Consider the following 17,188-nt stretch of genomic DNA (forward strand, 5'->3'; position numbering starts at 1 on the left):
CGGCTGTGCCGGTGAACACGGTGAGGTTGTCACCGAAGCCATAGGGGTAACCGGCGTCAACAGCGGCTTGGCTTTCCTCCAGGGCGTGATGCCATGTGTAGCGCCGGTCGGAGCAGGCTTGGGCGGCATTCATTAGGGCCTCGCTGACCGGCAGTTCCGACACTCCGTTGTCCTTTCGGGTCTGGTTGATGAGCCAGATCATCTCCTGCCGTATCTCCAGGTTGTCTGTCAGGCCGGCGCTGTCCCCGCTGGCGGGGGCTTCCGGCGTAGCGGGGGCTGCGGAGCCAACCGTCAGTATTACGGTCCCACGTTCTCCAGCGCTGTTGGAGACGGTGATCTCTGCGATCCCCTCCGCTTTGGCAATGGCAACCCAGAAGGTCAGCACCTGTTCCACCGCTACCGTGTCTGGGTTGCTGGAAGTCACAGTGTAGTTTGCACCGCTGGGACCGATGATGAGTCCGCTACGGTCTCCTACCTCCAGGGTACTTCCCTTGTAACTGCTCACCCGGACGGATTTGTCGGGCGTTTCCGTTGCCATGGCGGGGACAGTGAGGACAGTTGTGAGGATAGCTGCTGTCAGTGTGGCGGCAATGCGCTTTTTCATGTTGGTCATACATTTTCCTCCTAATTTTCAGTGTTTTGTGGGGCTTTTGCAAGCAACACAATACCGAAATAGGAGGCGAAAGTCGATAGGGATAAACGGAGAAATACAGAGGTGAAAAGCAAGCGAATTACACAGTGCTTCGTTGTGTTTGTGGACGGTCTCTTTCGGTGAGACAATTTTCTTGACCACATAACCAGCCACAGACAGACGTGGAACACGTGGAAACACTGTTTTCAAAGAGTGCCGGAGAGTAAATAAAATGGAGCAGAAACGGCTATAAATTGTTAAAATTTGCCCAAAAAATCTTTGCAGACCTCTTTGTTTATAGCGAACCAGTTTTTGAGCTGTCTCAGAGGGGGCGCTGTATCGGCGCAGCTCTTCGCCTACAAAGCCTTAACACATCCTTTCCCGGTTTGTCAGGTGTATGGGGTGCTGTCCTCTCTTGAAATCGCACACAGCAGCTCACAGGCCGAAACATAGGCCGGTCTGCCGTATCGCTGTACTTTTCACTCTCTGTATTCCATTCTCCTCTCCCCTTAGGGGCAGGGGGCCGGGGCTTTGCCCTGGCAAATGCGTCCGGCGTATAGCCAGGCGCGATGCTTGCCCCACCCAAGGGTGGGAAAACACACCTTCGCAGCCGCCCCTTAATTTGAGCACCACAGCATCCTGCCCGCACTGCGGGGATAAGTCCCTTTGGGGCTGGGTTTTGCCTCGGCAAAAGAACGGTTACGAAATGTCCTCGTGGCCAGGGCAGATCAGGCGGATTCCGTACCGCTCCATCACCGCCAGATAGGGTGCGGGAGGCATGCGGTCCGTCACGACGGCATAAAGCTGCTCAAAGGAACAAAAACTGATGACGGCGGAGTGACCGAACTTGCTCTGGTCCGCCATCAGGACGACCCGGTTTCCCCGCTGGACGACGTTGCGTTTGATCTCCGCCTCCAGATAGGTGCTGTTGGACAGACCATTTTCAATGGTGACGCCGGTGGCGGAGATGAAAATGGTCTGGATGCTCAGATGGGAAAGGGTGTCCAGTGTGGAGATGCCGGTAAAAGAGGAGGTGGAGGGGGCGTAGATGCCGCCTAGGGAGATGATGTTCAGGTTGGGGAGGGATGCGGCCTCATACAGGGCGGTGAGGCTGTGGGTGATGACCGTTACCCCGTTTTTTTCGCCCAGATGCCGCACAATGTTGGGCGTGGTGGAACCGGAATCCAAGAAGATGGATGAGCCGTTGTTCACCAGCCGCGCCGCCAGTTGGCCAATGATTTGCTTTGCCTCGCTGTTTTTCCGCTCCCGCACGGAAAAGCCTAGGGGACGGTGCTGTAGGTTAGAGGACACGCCGCCGTAGACCTTGCGGACATTGCCGCGGTTCAGCAGCTCGGCGATGTCCCGGCGCACCGTGTTCATAGAGATGCTAAATTGAACGCAAAGCTCCTCCAAAGATACGTTTTCCCTGCCTAAAATATACTGTTCCATCTCGTTCAAACGATCCGCTCTCATAAAATCCTCCATGAGTTGGTTATTTTTGAGCTAAATATGGATAAATCTTAACACAAATACAGTGGGTATGCAAATCTTTTTTTCAATATTATCAAATAAACGCTAAAAATCAAGTTGTCAAGAAAATTTTATTGTATATATCGAACAAAAATGGACAAAAATGTTGTGAAATTTACGTCTTGCATCTTACCGAAAAGATTGCTAAACTTTACTCATAAAATAACAAGAATTAATCCAAGAAATTATCATAAATTATGTAAATTTGTTTATGATGAGTATTATTCTAGGGAAGGTGTGGCAGCGTGAGGACAACAAACAGGGCCGCCTATATGACGGCGGTCAAACAAATGGAAATTCGAGAGCTTCCCATCCCCCGGGCCGGGGCTGGAGAAGTTGTGCTGAATGTGGAGTATGTCGGCGTGTGCGGTTCGGACGTCCACTTTTTCGAGTCCGGCATGAGAAAGGGCAAGTTCTTTGACCTCCCCTTCATTCTTGGCCATGAGTGCGCGGGAACCATTGTGGAGACAGGGCCCGGTGTCACGGGACTGCGGCAGGGCGACCGGGTGTGCTTCGAGCCGCAGATCACCTGCGGAACCTGCGTCTACTGCCGCTCCGGGCACTACAACATGTGCCCCGACGTGCAGTTTCCGTCGGTCCCGCCTCACGACGGAATGCTTCGGGATTTCGTGGCTATTCCGGCGCATCTGGCGTACAAGCTGCCGGATTCCATCTCCACACTGGAGGGTGCGCTCATCGAGCCTCTGGCCGTGGGCCTTTCCGCCGCCAGCCGGGGCGGCGTGTCCCTGGGGCAGAGTGTGGTCATTTTGGGCGCAGGCTGCATCGGACTTTTGACCATGATGGCCTGCAAAGCCCGGGGCGCCGCGAAGGTGATTCTCTGCGACCTGTTTCCCAGCCGCCTCCAAAAGGCTCTGGAATTGGGGGGCGACACCGTGATCAACGCCAGGGAGGAGGATGTGCAGGCCCGCGTTCTGGAGTTGACCGGCGGAACTGGGGCGGATGTAGTCTTTGAGACGGCGGGCAACCCCCGCACGGCGGCCCAGACCTCTGATCTGGTGCGGCGCTGCGGCGTGGTGGTCATGGTGGGCAACATCAATGGCGAGACACCCTACCGCTTTATGGACCTGATGTACAAGGAGGGTGAGATCCGCACGATCTATCGCTACCGCAACAACTTTGAAACGGCCCTCCAGATGGTTGCCTCCGGAAAAATCGACCTGAGACGGATCGTCTCCCATCAATTTGACTTTCAGGACGTCCAGCTGGCTTTTGAGAATTCCCTCAACGACCGGCAGGATGTCATCAAGGCGGTCATCAAACTGTGACCCCTCTCTATCAGTGGACCCTGGCATGGGCCAAATTATATAAAGGAGAAATGAACATGAAAAAAGTATTTGCTCTCTTGCTGGCCTGTGTGCTGACACTCAGCCTCGCGGCCTGCGGCGGCGACACCGGAGCGGCCGCCCCCCCCGACGCTTCCGCCAACACCCCCGACAGCTCCCAGAGCGAGCCGCAGCAGCCCGCTGAAGCCCCCTTGGACTACCCCAAGAGCAACATCACATGCATCATCCCCTACGGCGCAGGCGGTACCATGGACACCCTGTCCCGGGCGCTCTTTGAGAGCATTCCCGACGGCCTGGTGCCCTCTGGTGTGAATTTCGTGGTGGAAAACGTGGCTGGCGGCGGTGGTCTGGTGGGCACCGAGCAGGGCCTGACTAGGAAGGCCGACGGCTACACAATTGTGGGAGTGAATGGAGATCTGATCATCAACCACGCCATCGGCGCCACCGAGATTGTTCTGGAGGAGGACTTCGTCCCTATCGTGTGCCTGCAGGATGAGCCCTACTGTCTGATCGGCCCTGGTGAGGGCGAGTGCAGCACTCTGGAGGGATTTATCAACAAGCTCAAAAGCGGGGACAACGGCGTCACCGTGGCCATCACTGGCGCGGGCTCTCCCGGCGGCTTGGCCACCCGGGCCCTGAGTGAGTCCTTCGGCGTGGAGATCAAAACCGTCACCTTTGACGCCAACAACGACTGCGCCCTGTCCGTCACCACAGGAGAGTGCGACGCTACTTTCATCAACGTCAGCGGCGTCGCCGGACAGGTGGAGGCCGGCACCCTGAAGGTCCTGGCCGTCACCACCGCCGAGGAAGCGCCCTCTCTGCCCGGCATTCCCTCCATCGCTCAGACCTATCCCGAGTGCGGCGACCTGAACCTGCGCTCCGTCTGCTTCCTGGGTGCGCTGGCGGATACGGACCCCGCGATCATCCAGTGGCTGTCCGACACGCTGAACCAGGGCGTGGCCTCACAGAGCTACGCCGACCTTACGGCCCCGCAGATGATGATCCCCAAGGTCTGGGACATTGACGGGATGACGCAGTACTGCAAAGAGGCCTACGCATTCTATGTGAGCTTGCTGGAGGAGTAATCTGATTCCGCATATCTGACTTGGGGCGCACGGAACAGTTCCTGTCCCGTGCGCCCGTTGCCTTGTGAATAGGGGGTATCGCATTTGAAAAAGAGCAATTTCGCGACGGGCCTTTTCTTCCTGGCGCTGTCCATCTTCGCATATGTACAAGCCCGCAGCATGATGGGCAAACTGGACTCGGATGCATTGGGGCCCGGCTTCTGGCCCAAGCTCCTCTCCGCCGCCATGATGATCCTGTCGGTCGTCCTGATCCTCCAGAGCCTGTTTTCCAGGCAGCCCGCCGCCGGCGCCCCCTTTGACGTGAAATCGGAGGGCTTTCGCCGCGTGGTGAAAATCAGCGGCCTGATGGTCCTCTTCGGGGCCGTCATCTACGCAGCGGGCATTTACGTGGGCATGGTGGTCATGCTGCCGCTCTGCATGTTCCTGCACGGCGAGCGGAACAAGCGGATTCTGCTGGGCCTGACGGCGGCGATCATTGTTTTCATTTACCTGACCTTCGGCCTCGGCCTGAAGGTTCCTCTGCCCAAGGGATTGCTGGGCAGCTATCTCGGATAAAAGGAGGGGCGCTGTATTATGGATGCTTTTCTGCAGGCGGCCGCGCTGGTGTTTTCTCCGGCGGCCCTGTTTTATACGTTCCTGGGCGTGTTGTTTGGGATTCTCTGCGGCGCCATGCCCGGCCTGTCCGCGGTGATGGCGGTATCGATCATGCTGCCCTTCACCTTTTCTCTAAAAGACACCGGTATCATGATGCTGCTGGGAATCTTCTGCGGCGCTGTCTACGGCGGCTCCATCACCGCGATTCTGATCAACACGCCGGGGACGGCAAACTCCGCCGCCACCTGTCTGGACGGCTATCCCATGGCGCACAAGCATGGCCAGTCAGGACGGGCCCTGAGCATCTCCACCATGGCGTCCACCTTCGGCGGGCTGCTTTCCGCCCTGATGCTGCTGTGGATCGCCCCGGCGCTGTCCAAGATCGCGCTGAATTTCGGCGTGCCGGAGATGTTTGCCCTGGGGGTGTTCGGGCTGAGCATCGTGACGGCGGTTTCGTCCCACTCCGTCATCAAGGGCCTGCTGGGGGCGGTGTTGGGGCTGCTACTGGGGGCGGTGGGCATGGACACCACCTCTGCCACGTTCCGCTATACCTTCGGCACAACCTACCTCATCAGCGGCATACAGTTCGTTCCCCTGCTGATCGGGCTGTTTGCCTTCTCCCAGTGCCTGCTGTCCGCCGAGGCCGACATCAAATCCATGGCTAAGAGCAAGCAGGACAAGCTGGCCCAGATTCTCCCCACCAGGGAAGACATCCGGCGGACAGGCCCTACCATTCTGATCAGCTCCATCATCGGCACAGTCGTGGGCGCCATCCCGGGAACCGGCGGTGATATCGCATCCTGGATCAGCTACAACGTGGCGAAGCGCTTTTCCAAGCACCCTGGGGCCTTCGGCGACGGGGCTCCGGAGGGCATCGCCGCCCCTGAGGCCGCAAACAACGCGGTTTCCGGCGGCGCCATGATCCCCCTGCTGACTCTGGGCATTCCGGGGGACTCCGTGACGGCCATTATGCTGGGCGCCCTCATGATGCAGGGCATTGCCCCCGGGCCACTGCTGTTCACCACCCAGACCGTCAAGGTTTACACTATCATCATCGCCCTGTTCGTGTCCAATGTGTTCATGTGCCTGCTGGGCTACGGGGCGATCCGAATCTTCTCGAAAATCAGCCTGGTTCCCGCGAAGTGGCTGAATCCCCTGGTGTTCGTGTTCTGCACGGTGGGAACCTTCGCCATCAACAACAACATGGGCGATGTGGTGCTGATGATCGGGGCCGGCATTGTGGGTTATGTCCTCATCAAGCTGGACTTTTGCATGCCGCCCATCATTCTGGGCCTGATTCTCAGTGACACGGTGGAGTCCAACCTGCGCCGTACGCTGGTGCTGTCCGATGGCAGTCTGCGCATTTTCCTCACCCATCCCATCGCCCTGGCGCTGCTGGCGGTGGCCGCCGTTTCGCTGCTGTCTCCCATCATCTTGAAATTCTGGAAAGGCCGCTCCGCCAAGAGTGCGGAGAAGTGAGAAGGAGGAACGACCGTGAAAAAATCAATCTGCATTGAAAAGCTGTTTGTGGACCTTCCGTTCTATGAGCGCTTCGCCAAGGTGCGGGAGGCCGGTTTTGACTATATCGAGTTCGGCTCCTGGGAACAGCACGATGTAAAGCGCATCCGGGCGCTGCTGGATGAGAACCGCCTGAAGCTGGGCTGCTTTTCCGGCGACAAGGACTACAACCTGATCGACCCCGCCCACAGCCGGGAGTTTATCGACTACCTCAAGCGCTCTGTGGACGTGGCCCACCTCCTCGGGTGCGAAAATCTGGTGCTCCACTCCAACGCCCTGGCGGAGGAGGGGCGAATGTGCACCGCTGGAAACGAGCAGAACGACCGGACGAAAATCGCCTGCGCCACCAAAAACCTCCTGGAGGCCGCCAGAATCGCGGAGAAGGATGGCGTCACCTTGCAGCTGGAGCCCGTGAGCAACTATGCCAAGCCCGGCTATTACATGACGACCTCCGCCTCCGCGGCGGACATCATTCGGGTGGTAGGCTCTCCTCGTTTGAAGCTACTGTACGACATATACCACATGCAGCTGATGGAGGGCGATCTGGCAAACACCCTGCGGAAAAACGCGGACATTCTCGGCTATATCCATATCGGCGACGTGCCGGGCCGCCACGAGCCCGGTACGGGAGAGATCAACTACGGCTATCTCAAGAAGGTCCTGGTGGAGGAGTTGGGCTTTGACGGCATCTTCGCCTTTGAGCTGAGTCCCCTGACCACGATGGAGGCGTGCCTGGAGGCCATGCGCGCGTTCTGAGGGGAGGGAGCGAATGAACATCCTATGCGCCGGCGAGATGCTGGTGGACATCCTCGTCCGCCCGGTGGAGGGCGTGAAGCTACAAAACGACACCTGTCAGGTAGAGGAAATCCGCATCACCCACGGCGGAGATGCCAACAACAACGCGGTCAACCTGGTCAAACTGGGCCATCAGGTCACTTACCTGGGGCGGGTGGGCTGCGACGACATGGGGGACTACGTGGTCTCGCTGGGGAAAAAGGCGGGCATCTGCATGGACTACGTAGCACGCTCCGCCACTGCGGGGCAGACCAAGTCCCTGATCCTGATTTCCCCCGGCGGAGACCGGACCTTCCTCCAGGTACCCGGAACCAGCGCGGAGTTCTGCCTTGCGGACTGCGATCTCTCCCTGCTGGACGGTGCGGACCTTTTGCAGATTGGCGGGGCATTCCACTTGCCCCGGTTCGACGGAGAGGGCAGCGCGGCCCTGCTGAGGGCCGCCCGGGAAAAGGGCGTTGTCACCTCCATGGACGTGACCGGCGATCGGAGCGGTCGCTGGAAGGGCATCTTGGACCCGTGCTACCCCTGGCTGGACTACTTCCTGCCCAGCGTGGAGCAGGCGTCCTGCATCGCAGGCACAGAGGACCCCCGGGCCATCGCGGACTTTTTCCTGAACCGGGGCGTGAAAAATGTGGCGGTGAAGCTGGGTAGCCGGGGGGCCTATTTCAAAAACCGGGAGACGGCCTTTTACGCCGGGACCTATGGCGGGCTCCGCGTGGTGGAAACCACCGGCGCAGGGGACGCCTTCTGCGCTGGGTTCCTCACCGGCGTGGGCGAGGGCCTGTCCCCCGAGGGCTGCGTCACCCTTGGAACCGCCTGTTCGACCTTTGTCATTCAGGAGGCGGGCGCCACCGCAGGCATGCGAGATTTGAAGACTATTCGCGAGTTCATCCAGTCACAGCCGCCGCTGGACATCCGCAGAGACGTTTGACGGCGGGAAAGAAAGGAAGAGTTTGGTTATGCCATTGACAACCCTGAAAGATGTGCTGGCTGCCGCCTCCCAGACCAGGACGGCCGTCCCAGGCTTCAACATCGACAACCTGGAGATTCCGGAGGCCGTCATGGCGGCGGCGGAGCGCTCCAAGAGCCCGGTCATCCTGACCATTGGCCAAGGTGCTATTAATGCCGGGCAGATGCTTTACCTAGCGGACGTGGTGCGCCGCCTAGCAGACCAGTCCAGTGTCCCCGTAGTCATGCACCTAGACCACGGCGTAAGCTATGAGCAGGTGATTCAATGCCTTCGGGCGGGCTTTACCTCCGTGATGTTTGACGGGTCCCACCTTCCCTTTGAGGAGAACGTGAAGATCACCCGGGAGGTGGCGGCGGCCGCCCACGCGGTGGGCGTCTCTGTGGAGGCAGAGCTGGGTGCGATCGGCGGCGTGGAGGACAACTTGATTCGGGACAACCGAAATCTGGTGGACGTACGGGAGGTGGAGCGTTTCATCTCCGAGGTGGAGGTGGAGGCCCTGGCTGTGGGTATCGGCAACGCCCACGGCATCTACAAGGGTCTGCCGCAGCTGGACTTCGACCTGCTCCAGCGCTGCCAGGATTTGAACCCGCCGCCCCTGGTGCTTCACGGCGGCTCCGGCATCCCGGACGACATGATCCGGCGCGCCATCCGAATCGGCATCCGCAAGATCAACGTGGCGACGGAACTGCGCAACGCCTTTATGCACGGCCTGGAGGAAGCGGTGGGAAAGCGGGATATCTACTACATGTACCGCAACGCGTTTGACCAGGCCGCCGCGCTGGCGGAAAAGAAGATGCGCCTGTTCCAGTGTGTGGACGAGCCGGTCCATATTGCCTGAGCACGGAAAAACCCGGGGCCATGGGCCCAATTTGGACAGGAGGAGCGAGTTATGAAACTGATGAAAGCGCTGGTCTATGACCGGCCATCCGTGTGCACCGTCCGGGAACTGCCCGTGCCGGAGTGCGGGGACGATGAGGTGGTCATCAAGGTGATGGCCGCCAGCATTTGCAAGGGCGCCGACCGGCGCCACCACACCACCGGCCACAAGCTGGGCCGCTATCCCATCACCACGGGGCACGAATTCGCCGGGTACGTCTATCAGGTGGGCAGGCAAGTCCGGGGTTTCCGGGTCAACGACCGCGTCACCGCCGACAACGCCGTGCCCTGTGGCGGCTGCTATTTCTGCAAGCGGGAGATGTACACTCACTGTGAGAATTTCATGTCCGTGGGCCACAGCATCCCCGGGGGCTTTGCCCAATACCTGAAGGTCAAGGCCAATTCCGTCTTTCATCTGCCGGAGGGGCTGTCCTTCAACGAGGGCTGCCTCACCGAACCGGTGGCCTGCTGCGTCAACGCCGTGAAGCGGCTGAACGTCCAATACGGAGAGGACGTGCTTGTGTTCGGCGCGGGGCCCAACGGCATCATCCTGGCCCAGCTTCTCCAGCACTCCAACGCCGGGCGGGTGGTGTCCCTGGCCCCCACGAAGTTCAAGCTGGACCTTCTGAACAGCTACGGGATTGAGACCATTCAGATCGACCAGGCGGCCCCGGAAAAGCACGTGAAGGAGGTGTTTGCCCGCTTCCCCTACGGCGTGGATGCCATTGTGGACGCCACCGGCAGTGCTTCCGTTCTGCCCGGGTGCTTCCGGCTGCTGAAAAAACGGGGGCGGCTGCTGCAATTCAGCTCCACCAAGGATGACGAGGACATCACCATCAATCCCGCGTATTTCTACCGCAACGAGCTGCACTACTACACCTGCGCATGGCAGGTACACCAGTTTGGCGCCGCCCTGGAGGCCATGGCCAGCGGCAAGGTAAAGCTGGACCGCCTGGTGACCAAGCAGTACCCACTGGAGGAATTCCCCCAGGCCATTGAGGACGTACTGGACCGGAACGTGCTGAAGCTGGTAATCCGGCCCAACGGCATGGAGGACTGACGAGAGAAGGAGCCTGACCGCATGAGGAAGTCCATTGCGATTGTCCAGACCAGCGCCGTGTCGTCAGGAGAACTGAAGACGCTGTGCAGCGAAATCCTCCCCGGCGTTACAGTCTATCAGATCATTGACGACAGCCTGATTCGGGAGATCAATGGGAACGGCGGCCCCACCTACGGGGTCAGGCGCCGGCTGTACCAATACTATCAGCAGGCAGAGTCCCTGGGGGTGGATGTCATTTTAAATCAGTGCTCCAGCGTGGGGGAAGTGGCCGATGAAATCCGGCCCTTTATCCGCGTCCCCATAGTCAAGATTGACGAGGCCATGGCTGAGAAGGCGGTCACGCTGGGTAGACGGATTGCGGTAGTGGCCACGGTGCCCACCACGGTGGGGCCCAGTGTCCGACTACTGGAGCAGAAGGCGCGGGAGGCAAGCCGGGAGATTGAGATTGAGATCCATCTGATAAAGGACGCCATGATGATTCTGATCGAAAAGGGCGACGCAGAGCCCCATAACCGGATGGCCCTGAGGGAAGTGGAAACCGCCGCCAGAAGCTGCGACGCCGTCGTCCTGGCCCAGGGGAGCATGACGGTTTTGCTACCGCTGCTGGGGCATATTCAAAAACCTGTGCTCACCAGTCCCCGGCTGGGAATCGAACGAGTCCGGACCGTTCTCGGCCTTTGAGGCGGCGGAAGACCGTGAAGGGAAATTCAGCTTTGCCGCTGGCGGTGCTTCCTGTGTGGGAGGCGCCGCCAGCGGTGGAAGAGCGGTATCAGCGGGCCCTGACGCAGCTTTCCCGAAAGATTATCGTCCTGGACGACGATCCTACCGGCGTTCAGACGGTGCATGATGTCATAGTTTCCACCAGCTGGAGCCAGGAATGTGTGCTGAAGTGTTTCAGGACAGGGCCACCGTCAGCTTTATCCTGACCAATTCCCGCAGCTTTTCCCCGGACCGGACCTGCGCTGTGCATCAAGAAATCGCGGAAAATATCGCTTGGGCCGCCGGAGAGGCGGGGCGGAATTTTGTGCTGGTCAGCCGGGGCGATTCCACGCCCCGGAGCCATTGGCCGCTGGAGACCCGGGTACTGTCGGAGACGCTGGCGCGGACGGGGAGGCGGTTTGACGGCGAAATCCTTATCCCCTTTTTCCCGGAGGGCGGGCGGTTCACCTTCGGAAACATGCATTACGTCAAGGAGGGAGATACCCTCGTTCCCGCCGGAGAAACAGAATTTGCCAGAGACCCGGCCTTCGGCTACGCCTCTTTGAGCCTGACCGCGTGGTGCCAGGAGAAGATGGGTGGCGCGTGCCGGGCGGAGGACTGCATCTGTGTCGCGCTGGAGGATCTCCGGGCCCTTCGGACGGAGAAGATTCTCCAGCAGCTGACGGCGGTGGAGAACTTCGCCAAGGTTATTGTCAACGCCGCCTGCTATGAGGACCTGAAGGTGTTCTGCGCCGCCTGCTGTGAGGCGCTGGACACCGGGAAGACGTTTTTGCTCAGGACGGCGGCCTCTTGGGTCAAGGTGTTCGGTGGCATCCCCGGCAAGGCCCTGCTGCGCCGGGGAATCACCGCCGTCATCTATACCACCCGGGAACGGGTCACTCCTCCCGGCGTATCCGGCGAGGAGCAGCTACGGCTGTCCCGGGCAATTTCCAGGGTGCTGACCAGCGTCGTGGAAAGGCTGGCGGTCCGGCCGCGCTTCCTAGTAGCCAAGGGAGGTATTACCTCCAGCGACGTGGGCGTCAAGGCCCTGGGCGTGAAACGGGCGCTGGTTCTCGGGCAGATTGCCCCCCGGCGTTCCCGTGTGGCTGACGGGGCCGGAGAGTAAATTCCCCGAACTGCCATATGTCATTTTGCCCGGCAACGTCGGGGAGGAGGGGACGCTAACCCTCGTGGTGCGGACCCTGATGGGTACGGAGGGCGGAAGCCGCTGCCGGGAAGGAGATTAAAATGCCGGAAATTCCATACAACTGGGACACCAAGCTGCTGGGACTGCTGGGCTGGCCCCTAGGGCACAGCATTGTGCCCCGGGTTCACAACGCTCTCTACCGCTATGCGGGCATCAACGCGGTGCTGCTCCCCATAGAGCTGGAGGACGCACCGGGAAACCTGGACCGGTTTTTTAACGCGGTGAGAACCCTTCGAATGGGCGGCTTTATCGTCACAATGCCCTATAAGTCCCGGATGCTGCCCTATCTGGACGAGGTGCCGGAGGCGTGACGCGCCCTGAACTGCGTGAACGCGGTGCGCTTTGACGGGGAAAATCTTTACGGGGCGGCATACGACGGCTATGGCCTGTGTCAGGCTATCGAGGACACCGGGCACCGCCTGGAGGGCCGGGAGGCGCTGATTATCGGCGCAGGGGGAATCTGCGGGCCGGTCATCAGTGAAATGGCCAAACGGGGCGTTGAATCCTTTACTATTTTGAACCGTTCGCCGGAGTCGGCGGAGCGAAAGGCGGAGGTCCTGCAGTCCCTGATAGGAAGGCCTGTCCAGACGGGTCCATTGACGGAGGAGTCCTTAGACCGGGCCGCCGGATGGGCCGACCTCGTGGCGCAGTGTACGCCCTTGGGCATGTACGGAACCGGAACCAGCTTCCCGTACTTGGGGTTCCTGGAAAAGATGGGCGGGGATACGGTTGTGGCGGACGTGGTGTACAATCCACCCCGCACCGCGCTTTTGCAGGCCGCTGCCCGACGCGGTCTGCAAACGGTCAACGGCACCGGAATGCTGGTCCATCAGGCGGAAAAACTGACCCGTTTTTTCTTCGGCTCCGGCCTGGGACCGGAGGGAAAAACGGTAGCAGGGCGGGCGGTGGAGGCGGCCCTAGAGGACCTGCGGCTGTAGGAAGCGCGAATTTTATTCGCGTTTCCTACAAATTCCTCCTTGATTTGAAGCTTCCTCCGGAGATCATAACAGTATATGGAGAGGACGCTTCAAAAGCGGGATCCTGGATCAAAATAGCAGCCCGTCTGGATCCTGAAAAGCTGGGCGCTAGAATATGGGGCCGCCAGAAGCGGTGTGCATGAAATATGAGATCATCTTGTACTGGAGCGGGGACGGCGACGCCCATATTGCCGAGGGGCCGGAGCCGAAGGGCCGCCTGAAGTACGCGTGAGAAACTCAGGTGCTGGCGTTGGCCCATAACCTGACCCAGAACAGGAAATTTCTCTGTGGAATTAACGAAATACACAGCACGAAAGGCGGCTAATATCCTGAGCGAACAGCACCAAATGGGGCAAAAAGCACTTGCTGCGAGCCCCCAGATAAGCTGCGGACCCGAAGGCCTGGGGTTCGAATCTCTCAGGGCGTACCAAAGCCGCTGAAATTCTTTGAATTTCAGCGGTTTTGTTCGTTTTTGTGTATTTTTTCTGACGGTTTAATTTTGAGGTGTCCGTTTGACCCAAGCCGTGACCCATACTGGCTGGCAGTTGGCGGCTCTGCCGCTTACTGCCAGCTCGTGCCCTTTGGGTGCGGGAGTTCGGAGCGATCAGGGCTGGAGAGCACCGGAGAGGAAACTCCCCACCGCATTCGCCGCCTGCTTCCGCATGGAGGTGGTAACGTGGGCATAGGTGTCCAGGGTGAACCCGGCGCTGTAGTGGCCCAGCATGGCGGAGAGGGTTTTCACGTCCACGCCGTTCTGCAGGGCCAGGACCGGGAATGTGTGTCTCAGGTCATGGAATCTGATCCTCTCTAACAGTTTTGGTATCCTTGCCGGGTACGGCGAGGATATACTTTCCCCGCAGACAGAGGTATCCGCTTTTGCTCTGCCATATGGTGCAACGCTGCTCCGGACACAGGCAAAAGCAGGGACAGGCCGGCGGACGCTCCAGGGTCCCGTTCTCTGTAACAGGGGTGTACACCTTTTTTCTGGTTTTCTGGGCTTCTGATCAGATTTTTCTCAAACAAACATCCCCGAGCACAAAACCGTGCCCGGGGATGTCCTGTTCAACCTGGCGGCCGCACATGAACAGATGGGCTTTCACCGCTCTGGAATGCCCCTACACACTGATACAATTACAATAGGCGGAGAACTCCCTCAGTGACAGGGCGCCGTTCTTGGCGGTTTCGACGCGGAGCGCGGTGATCAGAAATAATAGCCGGAAAGGGTCTTCACGCTTCCGTCGGCGGTGATGCGCTGGAGCTTGCCGTTTTGGACAAAGGGGTTCAAAAACGCCTTGCCGGCCAGCAAGCGGGAGGAATCCGCCGAGCCGAAAGAATAGTAGAATTTATCCATAAGCTCGCCTCGGCTCCTGGGCGTTCCGTCCAGCATCTTGAGTATGGAAAAAACAACGGTCTCCTCCTTTTGGGGCAGCTTACATTCAAAGAGATAGCCATAGGCGGCATTGCGGACCTTTTCCACAACAGCTTCCAGGTAGCGCCCCCGGATTTGCGCCAGTTCTTTTTCCAGATTCTGAAGGAAGCTGCTCAGTTCCTGCTGGGCCTGGCTCAGCTCCTGGTTCAGCCGGGCAATTTCCTGCCGGGCCAGTTTTTTCTCTCCCATCTTGAAGATGCCCAAACTTTGCAGACGCTGTTCCTGTGCGTCTAAGTCCTTTTTGATCTTGTCAATCCGGCTGTCCAGCTGCCGGCGGGTCTCTTCGCCCTTTTTCACCGCTTCAGAGCAGGCCGCCCCCGATTTTTTCTCGGCCTCCTCCCGCTGGGCCCGCAGCTGCTTTTTCTCGTTTTCATCCACCTGGGCGCGTTTTTTCGGCTTGGGAGGCGGAGCGGGCTCATCGTCCGTCAGGCCGGGGATATCGACGGTTACTCTCATCCGCAGAAATTCGCCGTCCTCCGGTTCGATTTTCTCAATGCGGACGCTGCCCTCGTCGCTTTTTTTGGCCGGAGTGGAACGGGGTATGGGCTTCGGCGCAGGTTTTGGACCGGGCTTGGGGGGCGGCGGTGTGCGGCCCTCCAGGGCGGCCATCAGGTCCGCCTCCCGGATGATCTTGATGTCCTTCCCCTTGGCCCGCTGTTCCTGAACCTGCTCGATCTTCCGCTCTCCAAAACCTCCAAGCGCGCCAATGACCAGATAGTTCGTCTTCCCGCTGACGGACCCGGTGCAGCGTCCTCCCTTGGCCTCGATCAGGCGCTTCACCGCGTCCCGGTCCTCCGGGCTTTTCTCAAAGTCGCCGGTGAGGACGAAGGCGCTGCCGGAGACCGTGACGGAGGACACGCGGTCAAAGGGCACTTTAGCCAGTTTCGCCTCCACGGCCTTTTTGGCCATGCGGGCCTCCCAGGCCAGCTCCTCGGGGGTCTTTTTGCGATACATGATATCGCCGTTCTCATCCTCTTTGGGGAACCCCTCCTCGTCCAGCTCATATTTGTAAACCTTAATGTCCGGCAGATGCTCCCCGGTCTGGCCGCCGTAAGTCCCGCCGCAGGAGGCGGTATAGAGCTTGTGGTTCCCGTTGTAGGCCCGGAGGGCTCCGATGAACTTTTCGAAATAGGGGTATTCGAAGCCCCCATCGGTGGCCTCGTTGCAGAAGGAGTTGGCCAGCCGCTCCTCCAGGCGGAATTGGTACTTGTCCGGCTCCTCCTCCCAGAAGCGGAAGAACTGGAAGCACTCCATATAGAACACCACCGCCGGGGTGAAGTCCGCCCCCTTGAGGAAGCGGCGCATCTCCGGGTGGAGGTCCTCGGCGGGGACCCGCAGCTCAGGGTTTTCCTCCAGTTCCTGAATCAGGGCCCCCAAGCCCTCCAGAATGGCCCCGCTGTGCTCAATGACCCCCTCGGCGTTGGGGAGGACCGCGGAGTTGAAGCGGTAGTTGGCGAAGCTGTGATACTTTCCGTCCCAGAGCAGGTCCTCCGGATGAAAGAAAATCACGTCCTCGGTGAAGAAGGCCACGGCCATAAAGGCGTCCAGCCGCCCGTCGTCCCCGGCAAAGCGGCCCAGGTCCCGCTTTCCGGCGGATTTGCCTCCATTCGCCGGGGCGCTTTTCGCGTCCCCCTTGACGGCATGGTTGAGGGCCTGGAGGTTCCCGGCGATTCTCTGCATGGCCGCCTGCAGGTCGTCCTGGTCCGATTCAGAGAGGCCGGACAGGTCAACGGAATCCATGGAGCCCTGGAGAATTCCCAGAATGTCCTGATATTCCTCGTCGTCTTCATCGCCGGAAGCGTCGCCGTCCGAACCGGCAAGGCAGGGGCCTCCATCCTCAAAGATGTCCGGGATATCGGCGGACCGGAACACGGTGACGGGGCCGGGGACCTCCGGAGCGGGGTCGCCGTTGTAGGCCCGGAGAATTTCCAGGAATGTCCTGAAATACTCCGTGGAGTGGGGAATGGTGTTTTTAAGCCGGGTATCCACCAGAATGGAGAAGCGCCCCGGGGCCTCCTCGTCCTCCTTGAACCAAAAGAGGTGATAGGCCGCCAGGTGGAACAGCGCCGCGCCGGTGAGGTCCGCGCCGTTCAGGAAGCGCCGCAGGTCCGCCCCCAGCTTCGCCGCCGGAACCCGGAGTCGCTCATCCTGCTCGCACTCGTTGACGAGGGCGAGTACAGCCTTTCCGATCTCATCCAGATGGTCCTTGACGTCCGGGTATTCCTCCGCCTTTTCGGCGTTGAGGTGAATCCCGGTGAACACATGGTGCGTCCCGTCCCAGGAAAAAGCCCCGTCGGGGAAGAACAGCACATCCAGGTTGAAAAGCTGCACGGCCTTCAGCGCGTCCATGCGCCCGTTGGACCCGGCATAGCGGCCCAGGGCCCTGCGGCCGGCGTCTTCCAGCAGCTTCTCCCCGCCGCCGGTGTACCGAAAGCCCTGGAGATAGGTCTCCAAAAGACCAATGCCATTAAGTTAACCAGAAATAACCAAATAGCAGCGATATGGGAGGAAGG

At 59.7% G+C, this 17,188-nt stretch carries 15 protein-coding genes and 1 pseudogene; 12 read left to right on the forward strand and 4 right to left on the reverse strand.

The genetic code is table 11. The features are described from left to right. The coding region (locus QZ329_RS11690; RefSeq protein WP_295752808.1) for a CAP domain-containing protein at nt 1-613 on the reverse strand (613 nt) is incomplete at its 3' end. Nucleotides 614-1,330: 717 nt separating this feature from the next. Then, a complete protein-coding gene (locus QZ329_RS11695; protein ID WP_295752810.1) occupies nt 1,331-2,104 on the reverse strand; it encodes a DeoR/GlpR family DNA-binding transcription regulator in 774 nt (257 codons plus the stop codon). Between the two features lie 347 nt (nt 2,105-2,451). On the opposite strand from QZ329_RS11695, the gene QZ329_RS11700 reads away from it, so the two are divergent. The 12 genes from QZ329_RS11700 (at nt 2,452) to QZ329_RS11755 (ending at nt 13,207) form a co-directional block, all read left to right on the forward strand. Then, nucleotides 2,452-3,447: an NAD(P)-dependent alcohol dehydrogenase gene (locus QZ329_RS11700; protein ID WP_295752812.1), complete on the forward strand. Its 996-nt coding sequence runs from the start codon at nt 2,452-2,454 to the stop codon at nt 3,445-3,447. A gap of 56 nt (nt 3,448-3,503) precedes the next feature. After that, the gene (locus tag QZ329_RS11705; RefSeq protein ID WP_295752814.1) at nt 3,504-4,550 is read left to right on the forward strand and encodes a tripartite tricarboxylate transporter substrate-binding protein; all 1,047 of its coding nucleotides are present in this window, start codon (nt 3,504-3,506) and stop codon (nt 4,548-4,550) included. Nucleotides 4,551-4,634: 84 nt separating this feature from the next. Then, nucleotides 4,635-5,105 carry a tripartite tricarboxylate transporter TctB family protein gene (locus QZ329_RS11710; RefSeq protein ID WP_295752816.1) on the forward strand — a complete coding sequence of 157 codons (471 nt, stop codon included), beginning with the start codon at nt 4,635-4,637 and terminating at the stop codon, nt 5,103-5,105. 18 nt (nt 5,106-5,123) lie between these two features. After that, on the forward strand, nt 5,124-6,623 hold the full coding sequence (locus QZ329_RS11715) for a tripartite tricarboxylate transporter permease (RefSeq protein ID WP_295752818.1): 1,500 nt from the start codon (nt 5,124-5,126) through the stop codon (nt 6,621-6,623). Nucleotides 6,624-6,638: 15 nt separating this feature from the next. Then, nucleotides 6,639-7,418 (forward strand): TIM barrel protein, encoded by a 780-nt coding sequence (locus QZ329_RS11720; protein ID WP_295752820.1) that lies wholly within the window; start codon nt 6,639-6,641, stop codon nt 7,416-7,418. Between the two features lie 13 nt (nt 7,419-7,431). Beyond that, on the forward strand, nt 7,432-8,388 hold the full coding sequence (locus QZ329_RS11725; protein WP_295752822.1) for a carbohydrate kinase family protein: 957 nt from the start codon (nt 7,432-7,434) through the stop codon (nt 8,386-8,388). A 28-nt stretch (nt 8,389-8,416) separates the two neighbouring features. Further along, nucleotides 8,417-9,265, forward strand: coding sequence for a class II fructose-bisphosphate aldolase (locus QZ329_RS11730; RefSeq protein ID WP_295752824.1), 849 nt, complete (start codon nt 8,417-8,419; stop codon nt 9,263-9,265). A 51-nt stretch (nt 9,266-9,316) separates the two neighbouring features. After that, entirely contained in the window at nt 9,317-10,363 is a 1,047-nt protein-coding gene (locus QZ329_RS11735; protein WP_295752826.1) for an alcohol dehydrogenase catalytic domain-containing protein, read from the forward strand. Nucleotides 10,364-10,384: 21 nt separating this feature from the next. Continuing rightward, a complete protein-coding gene (locus QZ329_RS11740) occupies nt 10,385-11,044 on the forward strand; it encodes an aspartate/glutamate racemase family protein (protein WP_295752828.1) in 660 nt (219 codons plus the stop codon). 196 nt (nt 11,045-11,240) lie between these two features. After that, nucleotides 11,241-12,188, forward strand: a complete 948-nt coding sequence (locus tag QZ329_RS11745; protein ID WP_295752830.1) for a four-carbon acid sugar kinase family protein — start codon at nt 11,241-11,243, stop codon at nt 12,186-12,188. Between the two features lie 122 nt (nt 12,189-12,310). Further along, the gene (locus QZ329_RS11750) at nt 12,311-12,580 is read left to right on the forward strand and encodes a hypothetical protein (RefSeq protein WP_295752833.1); all 270 of its coding nucleotides are present in this window, start codon (nt 12,311-12,313) and stop codon (nt 12,578-12,580) included. 15 nt (nt 12,581-12,595) lie between these two features. After that, entirely contained in the window at nt 12,596-13,207 is a 612-nt protein-coding gene (locus tag QZ329_RS11755) for a shikimate dehydrogenase (protein WP_295752835.1), read from the forward strand. 643 nt (nt 13,208-13,850) lie between these two features. Here the strand turns inward: QZ329_RS11755 and QZ329_RS11760 are convergent. Next, nucleotides 13,851-14,054, reverse strand: a pseudogene (locus QZ329_RS11760) (tyrosine-type recombinase/integrase); the annotation flags it as partial. A 393-nt stretch (nt 14,055-14,447) separates the two neighbouring features. Then, nucleotides 14,448-17,129: a BRCT domain-containing protein gene (locus tag QZ329_RS11765; RefSeq protein ID WP_295752837.1), complete on the reverse strand. Its 2,682-nt coding sequence runs from the start codon at nt 17,127-17,129 to the stop codon at nt 14,448-14,450. Between the last annotated feature and the right edge of the window lie 59 nt (nt 17,130-17,188).

It is taken from the genome of uncultured Oscillibacter sp. (genome assembly GCF_910579365.1).
GTDB lineage: Bacteria > Bacillota > Clostridia > Oscillospirales > Oscillospiraceae > Oscillibacter.